Source organism: Bradyrhizobium sp. SZCCHNS3052 (genome assembly GCF_032484495.1).
GTDB lineage: Bacteria > Pseudomonadota > Alphaproteobacteria > Rhizobiales > Xanthobacteraceae > Bradyrhizobium.
Genome location: NZ_JAUETB010000013.1, coordinates 129,821 through 148,904, shown reverse-complemented (window position 1 = coordinate 148,904; position 19,084 = coordinate 129,821). Strand labels below are relative to the sequence as shown.

Annotated in this window: 19 protein-coding genes and 1 tRNA gene; 11 read left to right on the top strand and 9 right to left on the bottom strand. The window is 65.0% G+C overall.

From position 1 onward, the window contains the following. Positions 1-190 precede the first annotated feature (190 nt). Both greA and QX073_RS29295 read left to right on the top strand, forming a co-directional pair. Positions 191-667 carry a transcription elongation factor GreA gene (gene greA / locus QX073_RS29300; protein WP_315717519.1) on the top strand — a complete coding sequence of 159 codons (477 nt, stop codon included), beginning with the start codon at positions 191-193 and terminating at the stop codon, positions 665-667. 255 nt (positions 668-922) lie between these two features. After that, the gene (locus QX073_RS29295; RefSeq protein WP_316171512.1) at positions 923-1,327 is read left to right on the top strand and encodes a DoxX family protein; all 405 of its coding nucleotides are present in this window, start codon (positions 923-925) and stop codon (positions 1,325-1,327) included. Positions 1,328-1,388: 61 nt separating this feature from the next. On the opposite strand, the gene QX073_RS29290 is transcribed toward QX073_RS29295, so the two are convergent. After that, on the bottom strand, positions 1,389-1,868 hold the full coding sequence (locus QX073_RS29290) for an Lrp/AsnC family transcriptional regulator (RefSeq protein WP_015664493.1): 480 nt from the start codon (positions 1,866-1,868) through the stop codon (positions 1,389-1,391). 288 nt (positions 1,869-2,156) lie between these two features. Between QX073_RS29290 and trxB the strand changes: the two genes are divergently transcribed. The 4 genes from trxB to QX073_RS29270 all read left to right on the top strand — a co-directional run bounded on the left by trxB (position 2,157) and on the right by QX073_RS29270 (position 5,764). Next, positions 2,157-3,122 (top strand): thioredoxin-disulfide reductase, encoded by a 966-nt coding sequence (gene trxB / locus QX073_RS29285; protein WP_315717521.1) that lies wholly within the window; start codon positions 2,157-2,159, stop codon positions 3,120-3,122. Positions 3,123-3,129: 7 nt separating this feature from the next. After that, on the top strand, positions 3,130-4,053 hold the full coding sequence (locus tag QX073_RS29280; RefSeq protein WP_315717522.1) for a LysR family transcriptional regulator: 924 nt from the start codon (positions 3,130-3,132) through the stop codon (positions 4,051-4,053). A 447-nt stretch (positions 4,054-4,500) separates the two neighbouring features. Continuing rightward, positions 4,501-5,424, top strand: coding sequence for a 4-hydroxy-tetrahydrodipicolinate synthase (dapA, locus tag QX073_RS29275; protein ID WP_315826719.1), 924 nt, complete (start codon positions 4,501-4,503; stop codon positions 5,422-5,424). Positions 5,425-5,593: 169 nt separating this feature from the next. Continuing rightward, complete coding sequence (locus QX073_RS29270; RefSeq protein WP_315717524.1) at positions 5,594-5,764, top strand: hypothetical protein; 171 nt, start codon at positions 5,594-5,596, stop codon at positions 5,762-5,764. 111 nt (positions 5,765-5,875) lie between these two features. On the opposite strand, the gene QX073_RS29265 is transcribed toward QX073_RS29270, so the two are convergent. The 5 genes from QX073_RS29265 to QX073_RS29245 form a co-directional block, all read right to left on the bottom strand. Continuing rightward, the gene (locus QX073_RS29265) at positions 5,876-6,553 is read right to left on the bottom strand and encodes a ParA family protein (RefSeq protein WP_231327589.1); all 678 of its coding nucleotides are present in this window, start codon (positions 6,551-6,553) and stop codon (positions 5,876-5,878) included. 261 nt (positions 6,554-6,814) lie between these two features. Continuing rightward, positions 6,815-7,168, bottom strand: a complete 354-nt coding sequence (locus QX073_RS29260) for a hypothetical protein (protein WP_316171507.1) — start codon at positions 7,166-7,168, stop codon at positions 6,815-6,817. Between the two features lie 296 nt (positions 7,169-7,464). Continuing rightward, positions 7,465-7,541 (bottom strand) — tRNA-His (locus QX073_RS29255). Positions 7,542-7,803: 262 nt separating this feature from the next. Further along, the gene (locus tag QX073_RS29250) at positions 7,804-8,238 is read right to left on the bottom strand and encodes a phasin (protein ID WP_315755004.1); all 435 of its coding nucleotides are present in this window, start codon (positions 8,236-8,238) and stop codon (positions 7,804-7,806) included. Between the two features lie 205 nt (positions 8,239-8,443). Further along, positions 8,444-8,824 (bottom strand): phasin, encoded by a 381-nt coding sequence (locus QX073_RS29245; RefSeq protein ID WP_316226781.1) that lies wholly within the window; start codon positions 8,822-8,824, stop codon positions 8,444-8,446. A gap of 316 nt (positions 8,825-9,140) precedes the next feature. On the opposite strand from QX073_RS29245, the gene QX073_RS29240 reads away from it, so the two are divergent. Continuing rightward, a complete protein-coding gene (locus QX073_RS29240; RefSeq protein WP_316226780.1) occupies positions 9,141-12,482 on the top strand; it encodes a PAS domain-containing sensor histidine kinase in 3,342 nt (1,113 codons plus the stop codon). On the opposite strand, the gene QX073_RS29235 is transcribed toward QX073_RS29240, so the two are convergent. Beyond that, the gene (locus QX073_RS29235) at positions 12,467-13,678 is read right to left on the bottom strand and encodes an NnrS family protein (RefSeq protein WP_316226779.1); all 1,212 of its coding nucleotides are present in this window, start codon (positions 13,676-13,678) and stop codon (positions 12,467-12,469) included. The two genes, QX073_RS29240 and QX073_RS29235, sit on opposite strands and share 16 nt — an antisense overlap. Before the next feature lie 170 nt (positions 13,679-13,848). Between QX073_RS29235 and QX073_RS29230 the strand changes: the two genes are divergently transcribed. Then, positions 13,849-14,568: a Crp/Fnr family transcriptional regulator gene (locus QX073_RS29230; protein WP_315754997.1), complete on the top strand. Its 720-nt coding sequence runs from the start codon at positions 13,849-13,851 to the stop codon at positions 14,566-14,568. Here QX073_RS29230 and QX073_RS29225 read toward each other — a convergent pair whose 3' ends face one another. Both QX073_RS29225 and hemN read right to left on the bottom strand, forming a co-directional pair. Continuing rightward, positions 14,569-14,772, bottom strand: a complete 204-nt coding sequence (locus tag QX073_RS29225; protein ID WP_410052398.1) for a DUF1858 domain-containing protein — start codon at positions 14,770-14,772, stop codon at positions 14,569-14,571. Positions 14,773-14,844: 72 nt separating this feature from the next. Then, positions 14,845-16,197 carry an oxygen-independent coproporphyrinogen III oxidase gene (gene hemN / locus QX073_RS29220; protein WP_316226778.1) on the bottom strand — a complete coding sequence of 451 codons (1,353 nt, stop codon included), beginning with the start codon at positions 16,195-16,197 and terminating at the stop codon, positions 14,845-14,847. 211 nt (positions 16,198-16,408) lie between these two features. Between hemN and QX073_RS29215 the strand changes: the two genes are divergently transcribed. From QX073_RS29215 to QX073_RS29205, 3 genes are all read left to right on the top strand, one after another. Beyond that, on the top strand, positions 16,409-16,618 hold the full coding sequence (locus QX073_RS29215; RefSeq protein WP_315754993.1) for a hypothetical protein: 210 nt from the start codon (positions 16,409-16,411) through the stop codon (positions 16,616-16,618). A gap of 350 nt (positions 16,619-16,968) precedes the next feature. Then, positions 16,969-18,063, top strand: a complete 1,095-nt coding sequence (gene nirK / locus QX073_RS29210) for a copper-containing nitrite reductase (protein ID WP_315754991.1) — start codon at positions 16,969-16,971, stop codon at positions 18,061-18,063. A gap of 51 nt (positions 18,064-18,114) precedes the next feature. After that, on the top strand, positions 18,115-18,996 hold the full coding sequence (locus tag QX073_RS29205; RefSeq protein WP_315754989.1) for a formylglycine-generating enzyme family protein: 882 nt from the start codon (positions 18,115-18,117) through the stop codon (positions 18,994-18,996). The last annotated feature ends 88 nt before the right edge of the window (positions 18,997-19,084 follow it).

Sequence of the window (19,084 nt, the reverse complement as noted above, 5' to 3'; positions counted from 1 at the left end):
ACGCCCGCTAAGCGGTTGGCAACAATCGGCAATAGAAGCTTTCAGGAACTCGCCGCCCCGTTCGATGTTGTACCGGCCTTTGACGGGACGGTCTTGCCGGGCCTTGAGGCTTTGCTTTGAGCCGCAAAGGCCTATTCTGAAGATGCTGATCGTGCGCGCCCCCGCCCGCACGACTGAAGGACGAGAAGAGATGGTGGAAAAGGTTCCCATGACTTCGATGGGCTACGCCGCGTTGGAGAACGAGCTCAAGCAGCGCCAATCGGTGGACCGTCCGCGCATCATCGAACATATCGCGGAAGCGCGTTCGCATGGCGACCTGTCCGAGAACGCGGAATATCACGCCGCCAAGGAAGAGCAGTCTCACAACGAGGGCCGCATCGCCGAGCTCGAGGACAAGCTCGCGCGCGCCGACATCATTGATGTGACCAAGCTCTCCGGCGACACGATCAAGTTCGGCGCGACGGTGACCCTGATCGACGAGGACACCGAGAAGAAGACGGTCTGGCAGATCGTCGGCGAGGTCGAGGCGGACGCCAAGAAGGGCAAGATCTCGATCACCTCGCCGCTGGCGCGCGCGCTGATCGGCAAGAAGATGGGCACCACCGTCGAGGTCATGGCGCCCGGCGGCGCCAAGTCCTACGAGATCGCCAAGGTCGAGTGGCGCTGAGGACCCGAGGCACCGGAGCGGTGCCTGTGACCGTTCGGACGAAACCAGGGCTGCGCGAAGGCGCGGCCCTTCGTCGTTTGGCCGGCCGCACTGCGGCACAATGGCGTTCGGCAGCACACGGTCAATTCATCGGGCTGCAGGCCACACGCCGGTGACGGGCTTTCGGGAATGAGCTAGTGCAGAACCGACGAGCCGTGCCGGGAGGATGGGTCCGGTCCGTCGCATCATGATGGCTTTGATTGGGGGATGATCGACATGGAGCAGATGTTCTCGAAATGGCAACCGGCTGTACTCAGCCTGTTTCGCTTCGTCACGGGCCTGTTGTTGTTTCAATACGGCGTGGCGAAGATCTTCAAGTTTCCAGTGATTCCGTATTTCGCAAACATTCCGCCGCTCATCTATACGGCCGGCCTGATCGAGCTCGTGCTGGGCGGATTGCTGATGGTGGGTCTGCTCACGCGGCCCGTCGCGTTCATTCTGTCGGGTCAGATGGCCTTCGCCTATTTCCTCGGTCACATGTTCAAGACAGGTGAACCGGTGTGGCTGCCGCTCCTGAACAACGGCACCGCGGCAATCGCATTCTGCTTCTCATGCCTTTATCTGGCGACGGCCGGCGGGGGTCCGATCAGCCTCGACGCGATGCTGCGTAAGAAGGCGTAGGCTTTCACTCACGGTCATTCCGGGGCGCCTCGAAAGAGGCGAACCCGGAATGGCGGTGGGCCTAGCTGCGTCCCTTGACCTCGAGCGGCACCGCCGCCTCGTATTTCGAGTTGTGCAGCACCAGGGACGTTCGCACGTTGCGCACGTGAGGTGCCGCTGTCAGGTGGGTCACGAACTCCTGAAACGTTGCCATGTCCGGTGCCACGCATTTCAGGATGAAGTCCACCTCGCCGGACAGCATCCAACATTCCCGCACCAGCGGCTCGGACCGCACGAACTCTTCGAACGCCTTCAGGTCGGCGTCCGCCTGGCTCGACAGGTGGACCGAGGCGAACACAGTCACGTCGAAGCCGAGCTTGCGCGGGTCGAGCAGGCCCCGGTAGCCGGTGATGTAGCCTTCCTCCTCCAGGGTCCGCACGCGGCGCAAGCAAGGCGGCGGCGAGATGCCGACCCGCTTGGCGAGCTCGACATTGGTGATCCTGCCGTCGGCCTGAATTTCGCTCAGGATTTTGAGATCGATCTCATCAAGATTCTTGGACACGGGGATTGTGGGCTCTGGCGGAACAGGAGGAGGCGCAGGGGCGCCGGGCGACGATGGGCAACTCTCTTAGCGCAAGCCGGTCAATCCACGCAATTTTATTACTTTAGATTTCCCCTGTTGACCGGCTCGTGAAGGGAAAATTCGCCGAGATGCGTTGCAATTCTTGCATAGCTTGCCAGATGGCTTAGACTTGGATTTGACATTTTCGATGGGGCTTCGGAGCGTTTCTTCCGCGCATTCCGCTCGCTGCGTCGGTAATCCTCCCTTTTCCAGCGAGTCTTCGGCCCCATGCAAGCTCCGATCCATGCCAAAGTCGTCATCATCGGTTCCGGCCCTGCTGGCTATACGGCGGCGATCTACGCGGCACGAGCTATGCTGGAGCCGGTGCTGATCCAGGGCATCCAGCCAGGCGGCCAGCTCACCATCACCACCGACGTGGAGAACTATCCGGGATTTGCCGACGTCATCCAGGGTCCCTGGCTGATGGAGCAGATGGAAAAGCAGGCGACGCATGTCGGCGCCCAGATCAAGACGGACCTCGTGACCAAGCTGGAGCTGGGACAGCGTCCGTTCCGCCTGACCTGCGACTCCGGTGACGTCTACCTCGCCGAGACCGTCATTCTGGCGACCGGCGCCCAGGCGCGCTGGCTCGGGCTGCCGTCGGAGGAGACGTTCAAGGGCTTCGGGGTCTCGGCCTGTGCGACCTGTGACGGCTTCTTCTATCGCGGAAAGGAGGTCGTCGTCGTCGGCGGCGGCAACACCGCGGTCGAGGAAGCGTTGTTCCTGACCAATTTCGCATCGACCGTCACCGTCGTACACCGGCGCGACCATTTCCGCGCCGAGCGCATCCTGCAGGAGCGGCTGTTCAAGCATCCCAAGATCAAGGTCGTCTGGGACAGCGCCCTCGATGAGATCTGCGGCGCCAGCTCGCCATCCAAGGTCACGCATGTCCGGCTCAAGAACGTCAAGACCGGCGCGCTCACCGAGCTGCCCGCCGATGGCGTGTTCGTTGCAATCGGCCACGCGCCGGCAACCGAGCTGGTCGCGGGGCAACTGAAACTGAAGCCTTCCGGTTACGTCGAGGTGGCGCCGGGCTCGACCGCGACCTCCGTTCCCGGCGTGTTTGCGGCCGGCGACGTCGCCGATGAAACCTATCGGCAGGCGATCACCGCAGCCGGCATGGGCTGCATGGCCGCCCTCGAGGCCGAACGCTTCCTCGCCCACGCCGCGAGCGAACGCGCCGCGGCGGAATGAACTGACGATGCCACGATCACGGGATGGATTTACGGATATGGATTGGGACAAGCTGAAGGTGTTTCACGCAGCGGCGGAAGCAGGCAGCTTCACGCATGCCGGGGAGCAGCTCGGGCTGTCGCAATCGGCGGTGTCGCGCCAGGTCAGCGCGCTCGAGCAGGAGCTCGCAGTCTCGCTGTTCCACCGCCACGCCCGCGGGCTGATCCTGACGGAGCAAGGCGACCTCCTGTTCCGAACCGCGCATGACGTCTTCATGCAGCTGCAGGCGGCGCGCGCCAAGCTGACCGATAGCCGCGAGCGCCCGAGCGGCGACCTGAAGATCACGACCACGCCGGGCGTCGGCATCAACTGGTTGATCCCGCGACTCGGAGAATTCACCGCGCTCTATCCGGAGATCCGGATCTCGCTGATCGTCACCGACGAGGAGCTTGATCTGTCGATGCGCGAGGCGGACGTGGCGATCCGCACCCGCAAGCCGACCCAGCCCGATCTGATCCAGCGCAAGCTGTTCGCGATCAGCTTCCACGCCTATTGTTCACCGGAATATGTCAAGCGCTTCGGCACGCCGCGCACGCTCGACGAGCTCGATGATCATCGCATCATCATGCTGGCCGACGGCCAAGTCGCGCCGCATCTCCAGAACCGCAGCTGGCTGGTCGATGCCGGCCGCAACGGCTCCGGTCCGCGCGAGGCCTATTTCAGGGTCAACAACATTCTCGGCCTGGTCCGCGCCTGCCAGCAAGGACTCGGCATCGCCGCGCTGCCGGACTACCTCGTCGAGGAAAACAGCCGTCTCGTGCAATTGTTTGGGGAGTCGGATTCGATCCAACTCGACACCTACTTCGTCTATCCCGAGGAATTGAAAACGGTCGCTCGCGTTCAAGTGTTCCGTGACTTCGTCGTGAGCAAAGCGCAGCGCTGGCCGGCGTAAGATTGTGCATGTCTGACATGCGGCTTGCATGGTTGCTGCGACGCCATGCGAGAGCCCATACTGAGGATGTGCTGAGCGTTGGCGTTGCGCATTGTCCCCCTCCTCCAGTGGCGCGAGCGTTCAGAAATCCCTCTTGGAAGGTGATTGTGTCGGCCGCTTTGGCCAATACCTCCAGCCGGGCTCATTTGGGCCCGGCTATTTTTTTGCCGAATGTTTCCGTGTCGTGCCCGATGCGGCGTTGACAGCATCGCCCGCACCGCGCATCTAGATCTTATGTCCACGTCTTCGCACGCCAAGTTGTCGTCGAAAAAAGCTCCCCTCCCGGGGACATGTGGACGCGCGCGCTAGAATCTCTCGAATTCACCGCCGCATCACCAGCCCCGCCGCGAGGACGGGGCTTTTTTGCGTGTCCCGTCTCCGGCTCCTGCCAACCCAAGGAGATGGACCATGACCGACGTTACGACCCGACTGCAGGGCCTCTGGCTGCCCCTGATCACGCCGTTCCGCGATGGCGCGCTCGACGAACCATCCTTACGCAGTCTGGTTCGGCACTACGCTGCCAAGCGGATCGATGGACTGGTGCTCGGTGCCACGTCAGGAGAAGGACTGGCGCTGTCATGGGACGAGCGCGCCCGTCTGATCAGCGTGGTCCGGGACGAGCTCGACACCACCGGCCGGTCGCTGCCGATCTGTCTTGGTGTCGGCGGCGTGGCGACGGCCGAGGTGATCGAAGCGCTCGACCGAACCGCGTCATGGCCGATCGACTTCTATCTGATCTCGAGTCCGCCTTACGTGCGTCCGTCGCAGCGCGGCCTGCTGGCGCATTTCACCGCGTTGGCTGACCGCACCGCCCATCCGATCGTGCTCTACAACATTCCCTATCGGTCGGCGGTCGGCCTCGACAACGAGACGTTGCTGCAGCTCGCCGAGCATCCCGCCATCGCTGGGCTCAAGGATTGCTGCGCCAACCGCACGCAGACGCGCGACCTGATCACGCGCCGGCGCGCTGGCTTTCATATCCTGACGGGTGAAGACGCCCAGAGCTTCGATGCGCTGCAGGCCGGTGCCGACGGCGCCATCCTGCTCTCGGCACATCTGGAGACCGAGACGTTTGTCGCAATCCTGCAGCACGTGAAGGCCGGCCGTCACGACGCGGCAGCAGCGTGCTGGGCGCAGGTCGAGCATCTGACGCGGCTGCTGTTCACCGAGCCGAGCCCCGCACCGGCCAAGTACTGGCTGGCGCGCACCGGCGTCATTGCGAGCCCCGAAGTGCGGCTGCCGATGGTGGAGGTTGGCGACGACCTCGCCGCACGGTTGGATCAGCAGATCGAGCGGCGCCAGCCGACGACCACGCAGAACCGCGTTGCCTGAGCACGCCCCAACCTATTCGCCGGCTCTGCCTTGCCTTCCCGATCGGAACGGCCAGGCAGAGCCGCGCCGCCGCTGCGGAGCCGGAGCAGAATCTCCCTGGTTAATCCGAGCTAACAAACGCGATCAAAAGCGGCGCAGTCCGCAACCTCGTGTTTAAAGATGTTCCGCTATGGATGTTGAAAACATCAAAGAGCGCGAGGGCGTCGTGGCTTTGCAGGATCATCCATACCCTGAGCACCAGGGGTTCAGCGTCGAAGACATTCTCTGGGCGGTCGGGATCTGGTCCGTCATCCTGACCCTGACGCCGGCAATCGCCTTCTATTTCCTGATGGTTGCCTGACCTCGCCGCGCCCTCGCGCGCGGCGCGAGGTCGGCACTCACGCCAGATCGTGTGACCCGACGCAAAAAACGCGCGGAAGACCGCGCGTCGATGCCTCATCTGATGCCGCGATCAGGCCGCCTGCTTGTGCATGGCGCCGTTGGCCGACACAGTCCCGCGAATCGCCCGCACCGAACGCTCGATCGCAGCCCAGAGGCGTGCGATCTCGGCCGCAGCCCGGCCCTCCGCATAATATTCCCGCACGCCTTCACCCTGGCCCAGCGCCATCAGCAGATCGGCGCGGTTGGTGATCTGGCCGCCCCACACCGGGGCCTTGAACTTCGCCAGCGCCTCGCGGGCGATGGTGACGATCGGGCTTTCGGCATCGTCGCGGCGCGCCGGCGCGCCATTGAGAACGACCGCGTAGGGCTTGCGCGCGGCGCGGCAGGTCTGGATCGTCTCCTGTACCGCGTTGACGTCGAACACGCCGGGGCGGGCCGGGATGATCACCATGGTCGCGTTCTTGATCGCATCCTCGACGACGGCCGAGATGGTCGGCGGTGTATCGATCAGCACCCATTCGACGCCGTCGCGGCGGGCGGCGGACACGATCGCGCTCACCGAGTTCACGGCCGTCTTGATCGGCGGCTCGTTGGTGCCGCGCAGCTTGTGCCAAAGCGTCAGCGACCCCTGCGGGTCGGCATCGATGAGCAGACAAGACTTGCTCGACTTGATCTGCGCAGCGAGATGGGCGGCCAGGGTGCTCTTGCCTGAACCGCCCTTACGCGATGCGAAAACAATAACGTTCATACCTTGGCCTCCAGATTGACCCCGGCAGCGAAAATGAATCAGCGGACTGATTCGCGGAAGATAAATTTAGCGATCGATAAGACGTAACTCCTGATTGCCGAAACGCATTGGTTTTTGAGTCACACCAAAGCAGGCAAAACAGCAGATCAGGCCGCGATGTTCGACAACATCCGGTCATGCCCCATCGCATTTACATGTTGAGGCTGCGCGTCGAGAACCGCCGCCATTCCCGGTGCCGCCAAATGCGGCCATCGGCATCGCTCAGGTCGCGTCCGGTCGCGTCGACTTCTTCGATTTGCCGGCGCGCGCAGTGATCGGCTTCCTGGTGACAGGACGAATGCTCATCGGCCGCTCCGCGCGGCCCGATGACGCTGTCTGGCGCTCTGGCGGCCCGAATTGGGCGCGGCATGGCGGCGACAGCTCGGCCTTGCGGCGGACCATGCAGGCGGTGACACGATCGACATCGGGAATGTCGGAACTACAAAGCCGGAACGCATCGCCTGTGCACGCCTGCTCCTGCTCGGCGGTATAGGCCCGTGCGGTTACGGGGACTAACAGCGCGGCTATAGCGATCAGTACGGCAGAGATGCATGGATCGAGATCAATCCCTCTCATCGCCCCCTCCCCCTCGTTGCCGCCAACTGTGATTGAAGGAGACCGGATTCGCAAGCAACGGCGCCACGCCGTGCTACCGATCCGGCGCAGCAAAACCGCAAGCGAGCGCACGACCCGGCGATATATCCGTCGAAATACGGAGACCGGGCTCGGGCTTCCGCGACCAAAGCTCTGCGCCCACGCCCCGGCCCTGCGCGAGAGGTCGCGACGGGGCTACAAATCACGGCGCAGTATCAATGGGGCGCGGAGCACGGATGGAGGTGAGCTTGCGAACGGCACAGCGATGGGCGTGGCCATGGTACAGTTGGGTGGGCTCGAACCACCGACCTCCTGTTCCACAGACAGGCGCTCTAACCAACTGAGCTACAACTGCATCCGCATGGGACGGCCCACGAGGGGGCGTCCGAACGGGCCGGAAACTAGGTGCAACGGGCGAATTTGGCAAGGCCGAGAACGGATAAAGTCCCCTGCCGTGACGGCGTTTTTTGACGCCGCTTCGGCCCGAACGAGCCCCCGTGCAAACGGCGAGCCCCAGAAAGCAAACCCGGCCGCGAACGCGCCCGGGTCATGGTCTCCCGCCGTCCATGCCGGCACACGGCCCGTACCGCGCACCCGGCGAGACTTGAGGCTGGCCCTCAGGCCGCCGTCTTGAACAGCTTGGTGGCGCTTTCCTTGATCGGCTCAACCGTCTCGGCCGCAACCTTCTGGCCGAGCTCGCCGAGCTCCTTGGCCTGGGCTGTGAAGGTCTCGAACTGCTTGCGCGCGAAGCCCGTCCACAGCTCCATCGCCTCCGACGGCGACTTCACGCCGAACAGCTCCTGGGCGAAGTCGAGCGAAGCCGTGGTATTGGCCTTCGTGAATTCCATGACCTTGGACGAGTAGGCGCCGGCGCCCTTGCTGGCGTTGGCGAAGAAGGCCTCGATGGCCGAATTGTGGGTTTCCGCTGCGTCCTTGAACTTGGCGTAGTTCTCGCGGGCCTGGGACACGCCTTTTTCGGCGAACGCGCGCATCTGTTCGGGAACCTCGAACGGGATGATGGACGCGGAGAAAGGATCGGTGGCATTGGTCATGGCATGCATCCTTCGAAACATTGAGACTGGACCGTCCCGGCAATCGGGACGTCACTTCGGATCACGCAGAGGAACCGCCCCTGGGAGGTAACAACCTCGCGTAGAGCTATATCGTGGCGCTTTTGTGCAACGCAACGGAAATTCCACTATCAGGAACTGTTTGCCGCACCCGCTTCCAGATTTTTCGGGAGCGGAGAACGTTCGGTCAGGCCTTAGGCTTTGTGGCGTCGATCGCAACCTTGCCGATGGCCTGCCCCATTTCGCTTGCCTGCTCGGCGAGCGACCGCATCTGGCCCTGAACAAATTCGCCGTGCAGCCGCAGTACCTCGGGCAGGTCCTTGGCGTGCACCAGCGATTGGGCGTAGTCGAGCGACGACTCGACGTTCTTTTCAGCGTAGGACAAGACCTTGGCGCCGATGTCCTTGGCCCCGGCCCGCACCGTCGTGCTGCGGTGTTCGAGCGAGCCGGCCGTCGCCTCCGCTCCAGCCAGGAACTTCTCGAACGTCTGACGTGCCTGGTTGAAGCCTGCCTCCGCCATCGCCCGCATGTCTTTCGGAATCTCGAATCGTCGCCCGTCGTCGGTCATGGTTCCCTCCTTCTGACGTCACGATTGGCTGCGCCCTTAGCGCCTCGTCCTCGCGGTGACCGTCCCGTTGCCCGCGCAGCTCTCGACCTGCCCAGGTATCATCGTGGTCCCCAACAGGGGGGCGCCGCGATTCCGCGCGCTGCGGCTCACGAGGAACACATTAAGGTTATCCAAGCTTTAGCAGGACAGGAGCGCGGCCCCGCCGTGGACCTCGGCCCTCAAAACGCGCGATAGTAACGAATTCTTAACGCGACCAGTTCCGACCGCCGATCCGTCGGCCGATCAACATCACAAGAGCCGTTTGCCGTCGTCGCCCATGACCTACGCCGATCTCGAATTGCAGGCCCTCAGCGACCCCCGGCTGGCCGTCCACGCCGCCGGCAGTCTGCCGGCCTGGCTATGGTCGGCCGATGGCAGCCGTGTGCTGTGGGCCAATGCGGCCGGTGCGCGCGCCCTCGGCGCGGCGAGCGCAGCGGCGCTGATTGCTAAGACGCTCGGCCCTGCCGACGCGCATCGTCGCCAGGTCGCTCAATTGGGACGGCGGCTGCCCGAGACCGGCGCCTTGCGGCTCGAACGCCTCCGTGGTTTCGGCGCGCCGCTCGGCACGCTCGCGACCTGCGGCTGCGCTCGGATCGATCTGCCGGATGGCACGCGCGCGGTGCTGATCACCGGCGCCGACGGGGGTGGACGTAGCTTCCCCCTGGCGGATCGCCTGAAGCGGCTCGTGGAGACGAGTGAGCATGCGCTGATCGCATTCACCCAGGACGGTCAGTTCGCCGGCATCAGTTCAGCCGGACGGCGCCTGTTTGGCATGCGCGACCTGAGCGAGCCGGATTTCGTCGGGATACGCAGGGCGGCGCTGGCCGATGGCATGGCCGAGGTGACGTTCGGCACGGAGCGCGCAGCGCTCTACCGCATCGGCAGCGGCAACCAGGTTGGGCTGGTGGCCGTCCCGATGCCGGCCCCTGCCGAGGAGATCGAGGCGCCGGGCACGGCGCCAATACCTGAGCCAACCGCAGATGCCGCCCCGGCATCACCAGCCCCCGTGGACGTTGCCGCTGGGCCCGCGGTCGCGACTTCGCCTCCTCTTCCGATGGATGCAATGACTGAACGCCAAACCGACGACGAATCCCCCGCGCTGTCGAACGAAGCGCCGGCCGAGTTCCTGCTGATCGACGATCCGGCCGAGGCCGACCTGTTCAAGGCGTCGGCGCCGCAAACGGAAGATCACGCGCATCCTGCCGATTCCGGCGCGGCGGACCCTTCAGTCGGCCGCCGCCATCCGCTCCGATTTTCCTGGCAGATGGATGCCGAGGGACGGTTCTCGATCGGCTCCGATGAATTCACCCGCCTGATCGGGCGGCACAGCGCCGCCAAGCTCGGCCGTCCCTGGCATGAGCTCACTGCATCGCTAGGCCTCGATCCCGAAGGGCGGGTCGGTGCCGCGATCGAAACGAAAGAGACCTGGAGCGGGCTCGTCGTCAGCTGGCCCGCCGAGGGCGAGCGGCTTGCGGTCGAATTGTCGGGACTGCCTGTCCTGACGGACGAACGGACCCATGCCGGCTATCGCGGCTTCGGCGTCTGTCGCGACCTCGACGCCCTGGACCGGCTGGCCGCACTGCGTCGCCCCGCATCGACCGATGCAGCCGCGATCGATGCTCCGGACGCCGACGAAACCGAACCTGCTCAATCCGACCATGTGCAGGCCGCAGATGTGCCGCCGCAGCAGGACAACGTCACTGCGTCATCGCGTGAGGCTTCCATTGCGCCGGACGTACACCACATCGACGGCATCGGGCTCGAAACGACCGGGAACGTGGTCCCGTTCCGCGCTCCGGGCGAGTCCAAGCATCCGGTGCTCACGCCGGTGGAGAACAGTGCGTTCCATGAACTCGCGCGTCAGCTGTCGGCCCGGCTCGAAGGCGAGATCCGCAACTCAGCCGCGGGCGTCGCGAGTGCGGCACTCGAGCCGGGATCGCGCGTGAGCGATCCGTTGGTCCCGCCGCAGCAGCAGATTCCGTCGGCGACGGAAACGGCGACCGATCATGGCGCGGAGCTGCAGACCGAATGGCTCAGCCCCGAGGAGCCGCCGGCCCAGGGCGACAGCCAGCGCGACCGCATCCTGCTCGACCTGCTGCCGACGGGCATGCTGATCTACCGGCTCGATCGTCTGCTCTATGGCAATCCGGCCTTCTTCAGGCAGATGGGCTACGCCGATCTTGCGGCCCTGGAGCAGGCAGGCGGGCTCGATGCGCTCTATGTCGAGCCAGGCGTGTCGTCCGCGTCGAACAAGTCGGAGGCCGGCACCCCCGTCACGATCTCGGCCGCCGACGGCTCCTCCAGCGAGGAGGTGAAGGCGGAAGCTCGCCTGTTCACGATCACCTGGGACGGCGATACCGCCCATGCCCTGATCTTCGCCCCGGTGCCCGGAACCGCAGCCGCGGTTCCGACGGCGGCCGACGCCGCACCGATGTCGGCGCCGGCCTCGGCTGCACCGGCCCCCCTGGTCGTGGCCCCGCCTCCGGCCGCCGGCCACGCCGAAGCCGAAGATCTTGCGGCGATCCTCGACGTCACAGCCGAGGGCATCCTGATGTTCGACGCCGGCGGCAACATCCACGCCTGCAACCGCAGCGCCGAGGCGCTGTTCGGCTACGATGGCGCGGCGCTGGTGCGCCGTAACCTGATCGAGCTGTTCGCGCCGGAAAGCGCCCGCCTCGTGCTCGATGACCTCGACAGCGTGCAGCAGGCCGGCGCGTCGAGCGGGCTCGATCAGGGCCGCGAGGTGCTCGGGAAGGTCGCTCAGGGCGGCGTCATTCCGTTGTCGATGGCAATTGGCCGGACCCGGCCCGACGGTCCGAATTTCTTTGCCGTTTTCCGCGACCTGTCGCAACTGCATCGCGGCGACAGCGAATTGCTGCAGGCTCGTCGCGTGGCCGATCGGGCCGCCAACGCCAAGGCCGACATGCTGGCCCGGATCAGCCACGAGGTGCGCGCGCCGCTGAACGCGATCATCGGCTTTGCCGAGGTCATGATCGGCGAACGTTTCGGCACGATCGGCAACACGCGCTACGCCGAATACATGAAGGACATCCGCGCCTCGGGCGAGCGCGTCGTCTCCCTGATCGACGATCTCTTGGAGCTGTCGCGCATCGAGACCGGCAAGCTCGAGCTCACCTTCACCAGCCAGAACCTCAACGAGCTGGTGGAGAGCTGTGTCGCAGTGATGCAGCCGCAGGCCAACCGCGCCCGCATCATCATCCGCACCTCGCTGTCGCAACTGCTGCCGCCGGTCATCGCCGACACAAGGGCGCTGCGCCAGATCGCGATGAACCTGATCTCGGCCTCGATCTCGCTGGCAAATCCCGGCGGCCAGGTCATCGTCTCGACCGCGCTGACCGATTTCGGCGAGGTCGCCCTGCGCGTGCGCGACACCGGTCATGGCCTGAACGATCAGGAGGTGGCCGCCGCGCTCGAACCGTTCCGTGCGCCCTCGGCTTCCGAGCAAGGCCCCGATGGCGCCGGTCTCAGCCTGTCGCTCACCAAGGCGCTGGTCGAAGCCAACCGGGCGCAGTTTCATATCAAGGCAGCGCCGAAATCCGGCACGTTGATCGAGGTGGTGTTTCCCCGCGCCGTGGCGCGCAATCAGAGCACCGGCTGAGCCGATCCCGCCCGCCGCACGGCCAGTGACCGACGCTTGAGACCGAGCAGAAGCGGACCGAACACCAGGACGAAGCCGGCGAATGCGACGATCCAGGCCAACGCCGCGACGTGCAGCAGCACCTCGCCGTGCGCCGGCGCCACTGCGGCGCAGACCCGCGTCACCGCTGCGACGATGATCGCCAGATAGATCGCCTGGGTCGCGGGTGCGGCCGTCAGCGCCTGGCCGGTGTGGCCGAGCGTGGCCCGCGTCATCACGGCAAGCGTCGTGATGCCTGCGGCTCCGACCATCCAGGCATGCAGCCCGGCGCTTGGCAGAATCCATCCGAGGCTGGCGGCCGCCGTGAGCAGGAAGCCGAGCGGGACGAACATGTAACCGACATGCAGGATGACCAGCAGCCGTTCGCGCAAGGTGCGATCGCCGGCCCAGCGCGCGAGCCTCACCACATGCAACATGCCGGCCGCAGCCAGCGCGAGCGCGGTCAGCGCGCTCTCAGGAACCAGGATCCAGCCGAGCAGGCTCAGCGCGCTGAACAGCACGACCGCGATGTCGAAGCGGCCGAACGGCGCCGGCAGCCGGCCGGGATTGTGCTTGACCAGCCAGTTGCGCGTGAAGCTCGGCGTGATGCGGCCGCCGATCAGCGCGAGCAGCAGCACGATCACGGCAACGCCGACGCGGATCGCGTAATCGGCCGAGCCACGCAGATGGGCCTCGACGTGGAAGGCGATGTTGCCGACGCACAGCACCGTGACGATCGCGACCACCGGCAGATTGCGCCAATTGCGCCCGGCGACGATCTCGCGCGCCGCGGCCAGGACGACGAGCACGAGGAAGCTCGCATCGATCAGCAGCGCGGCCCACCAGGGACCCAGCGCAGACACCGTGACGGCCAGTCGTCCGGCTGTCCATACGAGCACCAGGGTGAGCAGCGGCAGGCCCCGGATCGGCAGCCGTCCGGTCCAGTTCGGGATCGCCGTGAACAGGAAGCCGGTGACGATGGCCGGCAGGTAGCCGTAGAGCATCTCGTGCACGTGCCAGTCTCGGGGGGCAAAGCCCGAGCTCAGCTTCAGCTCACCGTAAAAGGCCGGGAGCCAGATCAGGATCGCCAGCGCAGCCTGGAGCGCGCCGAGCAGGAAGAACGGCCTGAACCCGTTGGCGAGGACGGTCCAGCCCTGATAGTTGCGTGGAATGGCCATGTGCATGCTCGCTCGATGAAGGACGGGAACCGCACCGATCGCGGCGCTGTGCTTAACATGTAGTTGCGGGTCGCCCACCATGGCTTGCGCCAGCACAAACTTCCGACGGATCGCAAAAACGTGCTATTGAGCGCCGCAAAATTGAGCCGAATCCGGCCCCGGAGAACACCATGGCTTCCATCGACCGTTCGCTGGTCGCGCATCTGCCGCTGTTTGCAGGGCTGTCCGCTGAGGATCTCACGGACGTGCTGCGGGAAGCCCGCTCCCTTCGCGTGCCCCGCAACGGCGCGGTGTTCGAGCAGGGCGCCGATGCGACCTCGTTCTTCCTGCTGCTCCACGGTCATGTCCGCGCCAGCAAGACGACACCGACCGGCGACCAGATCGTGGTGCGCTATGTCGTGCCAGGGGACACGTTCGGCGTCGCCCCCGCCATCGGACTCCAACATTATCCGGCGACAGCGACCGCCGTCGATGACAGCATCGTGCTGGCCTGGCCGTCCGCCTCATGGCCGCGGCTGGTCGCGAAGTTCCCATCGCTGGCGGCGAACACGCTGCAGACGGTCGGCCAGCGGCTGCAGGAAACCCACGCGCGCGTGATCGAAATGTCGACGCAGCAGGTGGAGCAGCGCATCGCGCATGCGCTGCTTCGGCTCGCCAACCAGGCCGGCCGCAAGCTCGATCATGGCGTGCAGATCGATTTCCCGATCAGCCGGCAGGACATTGCGCAGATGACCGGGACGACGCTGCACACGGTGAGCCGCATCCTCTCCGGCTGGGAGCAGCTCGGCCTGGTCGAAAGCGGCCGTCAGAAGATCGTCCTGCGCGAGCCGCACAAGATCGTGCTGCTGGCGCAGCAGGGCGCCGGCGACGCGGCCGCATCCCGCACCTGATCACGTGCAGGCACACAGGGCCGCGAGGAAGGCGTCGGGATCGACGGCATGCTCGTGGCAGGCATCCGCGACGTTGTGAAAACAGGCGATCGGGCAACCGACGCAACGCATCTGGAAAGCAAGAAAGACGCCGATCGTCTCCGGCCTTCGCCGCATGACATCGTCGACCAGTTCATCGAAGGAGATTGGCATGCGCGCCTCCATTCCAGCGCGAACGGTAGCGGGCATGCCCTTTGCGGTCTTTGTCGCGGCACAAGCACCGCGGCACCTCGACAGTCAGACCGCCCGGCTGTGCAGCTGCTTCGACGCGTCGAGATGCGCATCGAACGCCGCAGCGACGCTGCGCACCAGGAACCGGGAATGCTCGGTCACCGCGAGCGCACCGCCGTTGAGCTCGACCACACCGTCGGAGATCAGCGATTGCAGCCGCGGCGCCGATCTCAGCATGTCGTCGGTGTCCGTGCCATGGCGAGTGCAGATGACGTCGAGATCCACGCCGTAGTCGCACATGATGCGCTCGATGATGTCCGCCCGCAGGCGGTCGTCATCGGTCAGTCCATAGCCTTTCACGGTCGCGAGGCTGCCGGACGCGATCTTCTGCTCATAGGCCCGGACCTGCGGCGCGTTCTGGACATAGCCCTGCGGCAGCTGTCCGATCGCCGAGGCGCCGAAGCCGAGCAGCAGATCATTGGCATCGGTCGTGTAGCCCTGGAAATTACGATGCAGCCGGCCTTCGCGGAACGCGATGGTCATCGGGTCCGTGGGCAAGGCGAAATGATCGAGCCCGATCTGGACGTAGCCTGCGTCCTTCAGCGCGTCAGCAATCGCGCAGGACTGATCGTAGCGTTCCAGACTGTCCGGCAACGCCGAGTCCTGAATCTTGCGCTGGTGCGTCTTGAACGATGGCACATGAGCGTAGCCGAACACGGAGAGCCGGTCGGGGCGCAGGTCGATGGCGCGCCGGACGGTGTCGAGACACGACTCGACGTTCTGATGCGGCAGTCCGTAGATCAGGTCGAAGTTGATGCCGGCAACGCCGGCCTGACGCAACCCGTTCGTGGCCGCCGCAGTCTGCTCGAAGCTCTGCACCCGGTTGATCGCCTGCTGCACCCGCGGATCGAAACTCTGCACGCCCAGACTGGCGCGATTGACCCCGCTCACCCCCAGCGCCGCGATCATCTCCGCCGTCAGCGTGCGCGGATCAATCTCGATGGCGATCTCCGCCGATGGCAACACGAAAAAGGAATGGCGCAGAGATCCGACGAGATCGACGAAGGGCTCCGGCGCCATGATGGTCGGCGTGCCGCCGCCGAAATGGATGTGCCCGACCTGCAGCCGCCGGCCGATCTGGCGCGCCACCATGTCGACCTCGCAACGTAGTGCCGATTCGTAGACCGCAATCGGCTCGTCGCGTTTGGCAACCATGGTGTTGCAGCCGCAATACCAGCACATCGAGCGACAGAAGGGCACGTGCAGGTACAACGATGCCGTCGCGCTTGCTGGTATCGCGCGCAGCCATTCTGCGTAGGTGGACGGGCCGACCGCGTTGGAGAAATGAGGCGCCGTGGGATAGCTGGTGTAGCGCGGGAGGCGCTCCTGTCCGTAGCATGCTGCAAGATCTGGTCTCATGTCCTGCCTGTCACCTGAGCGTGTCGACCTGGGGTTCGGAGGTTCTTGACACAAGGCAAGAGGGACGACCTTGAGCTTTCTCAAGGCGCGGCCGGCAGATACCCTGTTGGAGCAGTAGAACGCCGGTGATCACCGCGGACTTTGCGCTTCCTCAAAGTGGCCGGCTTATTTCCCGTCATCATCGAATCATCGACGATTCGAGGAAATCGCAATGGAAGCTGTGCAACTGCTGATCCGTTCATTTGCTCTCCTCGCCGGCATCCGCGGCCATATCCCCCAGTCCGACGGCTTCGAATCGTTCCGCGACGAGTCGGGGCCGACAGGCCTGCTCGGCAACATCGCCATGTTCATGACCACGGTGTTTTGCATCGCGGCGGCAGTGGCCTTCGTCGTGTTGCTGGCGGTGCGCTGGCTGAGCTGACGAGTTCGGGAGCCCATCGTCGATCGGTCCAGAGCTGCGCTCTGAAGCGCGCATCATAGCGCCCGCGATTCTCGTGCCGTATGGGCAGACGGACAGATCCCATCATCTTATCGCGTCGTCGCGCGGGACAGTCCGGCCCGCTTTGCTCCGCACCCTGTCCGGCCTCCCACGAAACTGCGCGCCGATGCAACTCATTCGCGCGCTGCGCGGGCGCAGCCGCGCCAAATTCGCTCAAGATCTGCCGCCTGATTCCGCAATTGCGAAGTTGCTTGTTGCAGCACAAACAAGCCGAGTTCCAACGGGAGCATGATGATTGCGGCACTACAACAGATCCAATGAAGGAGCGATCCATGTTGACCCGCCGCACCGCCATGTTCAGTGCAGCCATCGCCGCGATGATGCTTGCGGCTCCCGCGATGGCCGAGGACCTCAAGCTGCCGCGCCAGAAGGTCGATCTGGTGGCTCCGCCGTTCGTGCATGCGCACGAGCAGGCGACGAAGCAGGGGCCCAAGATCATGGAGTTCAAGCTCGTGGTCCAGGAAAAGAAGATGGTGATCGACGAGAAGGGCACCACCTTCCAGGCCATGACGTTCAACGGCTCGATGCCAGGCCCGCTGATGGTGGTCCATGAGGGCGACTATGTCGAGGTGACCCTGGTCAATCCCGCGACCAACAGCATGCCGCATAACATCGACTTCCACTCTGCGACCGGAGCGCTGGGCGGCGGCGCGCTGACCCTGGTCAATCCGGGCGAACAGGTCGTGCTACGCTGGAAGGCGACGCGGACCGGCGTGTTCGTCTATCACTGCGCCCCCGGCGGACCGATGATCCCCTGGCATGTCGTCTCCGGCATGAACGGCGCCGTGATGGTGCTGCCGCGCGACGGTCTCAATGACGGCCGCGGACACGCGCTGCGCTACGATCGCGTCTACTACATCGGCGAGCAGGACCTCTACGTCCCGCGCGACGAGAAGGGAAACTTCAAGTCCTACGACTCGCCCGGCGAAGCCTATAGCGACACCGAGGAGGTCATGCGCAAGCTCACGCCGACCCATGTGGTGTTCAACGGCAAGGCCGGCGCGCTCACCGGAAAGAATGCGCTCACGGCCAATGTCGGCGAGAACGTTCTGATCGTGCACTCGCAGGCGAACCGCGACAGTCGTCCGCATCTGATCGGCGGCCACGGCGACTATGTCTGGGAGACCGGCAAATTTTCCAACGCGCCGGAGACCGGGCTCGAGACCTGGTTCATCCGGGGCGGCTCGGCAGGCGCCGCGCTCTACAAATTCCTGCAGCCCGGCATCTACGCCTACGTCACCCACAACCTGATCGAGGCGGCCAATCTCGGCGCGACGGCCCATTTCAAGGTCGAAGGCAAGTGGAATGACGACCTGATGACGCAGGTCAAGGCCCCGGCGGACATTCCGACCGGCACGACGAACTGATCGGCCCTGGGGGCCGGCGTATCCGGCCCCCACTCTCCTGAGTGTGCTGCCATGCTGCTCGCTTTCAAGCTCAAGCTCACCATCGCCTGCGTCGTCGGATTGGCTGGCCCGACCGCAATGGCACCGATCCTTGCCGATCTGCCAAACCGCGTTGCGGACTTCGACGGCCCCGCCCTCACCGAGATCGCACCTGGTACGATCAGCTACCGCGACTCCGGTGACCATCTCCGCAGCGGGCGGCAGGCCGAAGCGCCCATCACGACGGTCCGCTTTGATCATCCGCTGACGATCATGACGAACCAGGTCAGTGCCGCGGACTACCACGCCTGCGTCGAAGCGCATGCGTGCCGCGCGCTCGATCGCAACGTTCCCATCGCCAGCGATCGCCCGGCCGTGCAGGTGAGTTGGCATGACGCGGTGGCCTACGCCGAATGGCTCTCACACCGGACCGGCCACAGCTATCGTCTGCCGACCGATACCGAGTGGGCCTATGCAGCGGGCAGCCGCTTCAAGGACGATGGCGTCTCGATCGACGACGCCGATCCCTCCCGACGCTGGATTGCCCGCTACGAGCGGGAAGCCGCGCTGCAAGAGGACTCCGAGACGCGCGGCTTCGGCAGCTTCGGCATCAACGAGCACGGCATTGCCGACCTCGCGGGTAATGTCTGGGAGTGGACCTCGACCTGCTTCACACGCAAGATGCAGGATAGTGCAGGTCGCGTCACCAAGACCGTCAGCAATTGCGGCGTGCGGCTGGCCGAAGGCGCGCATCGAGCCTACGTGACCGACTTCATCCGCGACGCGCGCGCCGGCGGCTGCGCCTCCGGCACGCCACCTGCCAATCTCGGCTTCCGGCTGGTCCGCGAACAGCCCTCATGGAGCCGCAGCATGACGCAGCGTCTCAGCCGGCTCCTCGGCGCCATTCGCGCCTGACGCGGCGTGCTCAGCGTTAAGCACGCTCGACAGCAACCCACGCCGGTGCCGGATCGGCGGTGCCCTGACACTGGCACAAATGACAGTC

Excerpts from the sequence above, each read along its gene's own strand:
- QX073_RS29260 (WP_316171507.1), bottom strand. The coding sequence starts at position 7,168 with ATGAGAGGGATTGATCTCGATCCATGCATCTCTGCCGTACTGATCGCT.
- QX073_RS29250 (WP_315755004.1), bottom strand. The coding sequence starts at position 8,238 with ATGACCAATGCCACCGATCCTTTCTCCGCGTCCATCATCCCGTTCGAG.
- QX073_RS29235 (WP_316226779.1), bottom strand. The coding sequence starts at position 13,678 with ATGGCCATTCCACGCAACTATCAGGGCTGGACCGTCCTCGCCAACGGG.
- dapA (WP_315826719.1), top strand. The coding sequence starts at position 4,501 with ATGACCGACGTTACGACCCGACTGCAGGGCCTCTGGCTGCCCCTGATC.
- QX073_RS29265 (WP_231327589.1), bottom strand. The coding sequence starts at position 6,553 with ATGAACGTTATTGTTTTCGCATCGCGTAAGGGCGGTTCAGGCAAGAGC.
- QX073_RS29245 (WP_316226781.1), bottom strand. The coding sequence starts at position 8,824 with ATGACCGACGACGGGCGACGATTCGAGATTCCGAAAGACATGCGGGCG.
- QX073_RS29215 (WP_315754993.1), top strand. The coding sequence starts at position 16,409 with ATGGAAGCTGTGCAACTGCTGATCCGTTCATTTGCTCTCCTCGCCGGC.
- QX073_RS29240 (WP_316226780.1), top strand. The coding sequence starts at position 9,141 with ATGACCTACGCCGATCTCGAATTGCAGGCCCTCAGCGACCCCCGGCTG.
- QX073_RS29270 (WP_315717524.1), top strand. The coding sequence starts at position 5,594 with ATGGATGTTGAAAACATCAAAGAGCGCGAGGGCGTCGTGGCTTTGCAG.
- QX073_RS29280 (WP_315717522.1), top strand. The coding sequence starts at position 3,130 with ATGCCACGATCACGGGATGGATTTACGGATATGGATTGGGACAAGCTG.
- QX073_RS29205 (WP_315754989.1), top strand. The coding sequence starts at position 18,115 with ATGCTGCTCGCTTTCAAGCTCAAGCTCACCATCGCCTGCGTCGTCGGA.
- nirK (WP_315754991.1), top strand. The coding sequence starts at position 16,969 with ATGTTGACCCGCCGCACCGCCATGTTCAGTGCAGCCATCGCCGCGATG.
- QX073_RS29295 (WP_316171512.1), top strand. The coding sequence starts at position 923 with ATGGAGCAGATGTTCTCGAAATGGCAACCGGCTGTACTCAGCCTGTTT.
- QX073_RS29230 (WP_315754997.1), top strand. The coding sequence starts at position 13,849 with ATGGCTTCCATCGACCGTTCGCTGGTCGCGCATCTGCCGCTGTTTGCA.
- trxB (WP_315717521.1), top strand. The coding sequence starts at position 2,157 with ATGCAAGCTCCGATCCATGCCAAAGTCGTCATCATCGGTTCCGGCCCT.
- QX073_RS29225 (WP_410052398.1), bottom strand. The coding sequence starts at position 14,772 with ATGGAGGCGCGCATGCCAATCTCCTTCGATGAACTGGTCGACGATGTC.
- hemN (WP_316226778.1), bottom strand. The coding sequence starts at position 16,197 with ATGAGACCAGATCTTGCAGCATGCTACGGACAGGAGCGCCTCCCGCGC.
- greA (WP_315717519.1), top strand. The coding sequence starts at position 191 with ATGGTGGAAAAGGTTCCCATGACTTCGATGGGCTACGCCGCGTTGGAG.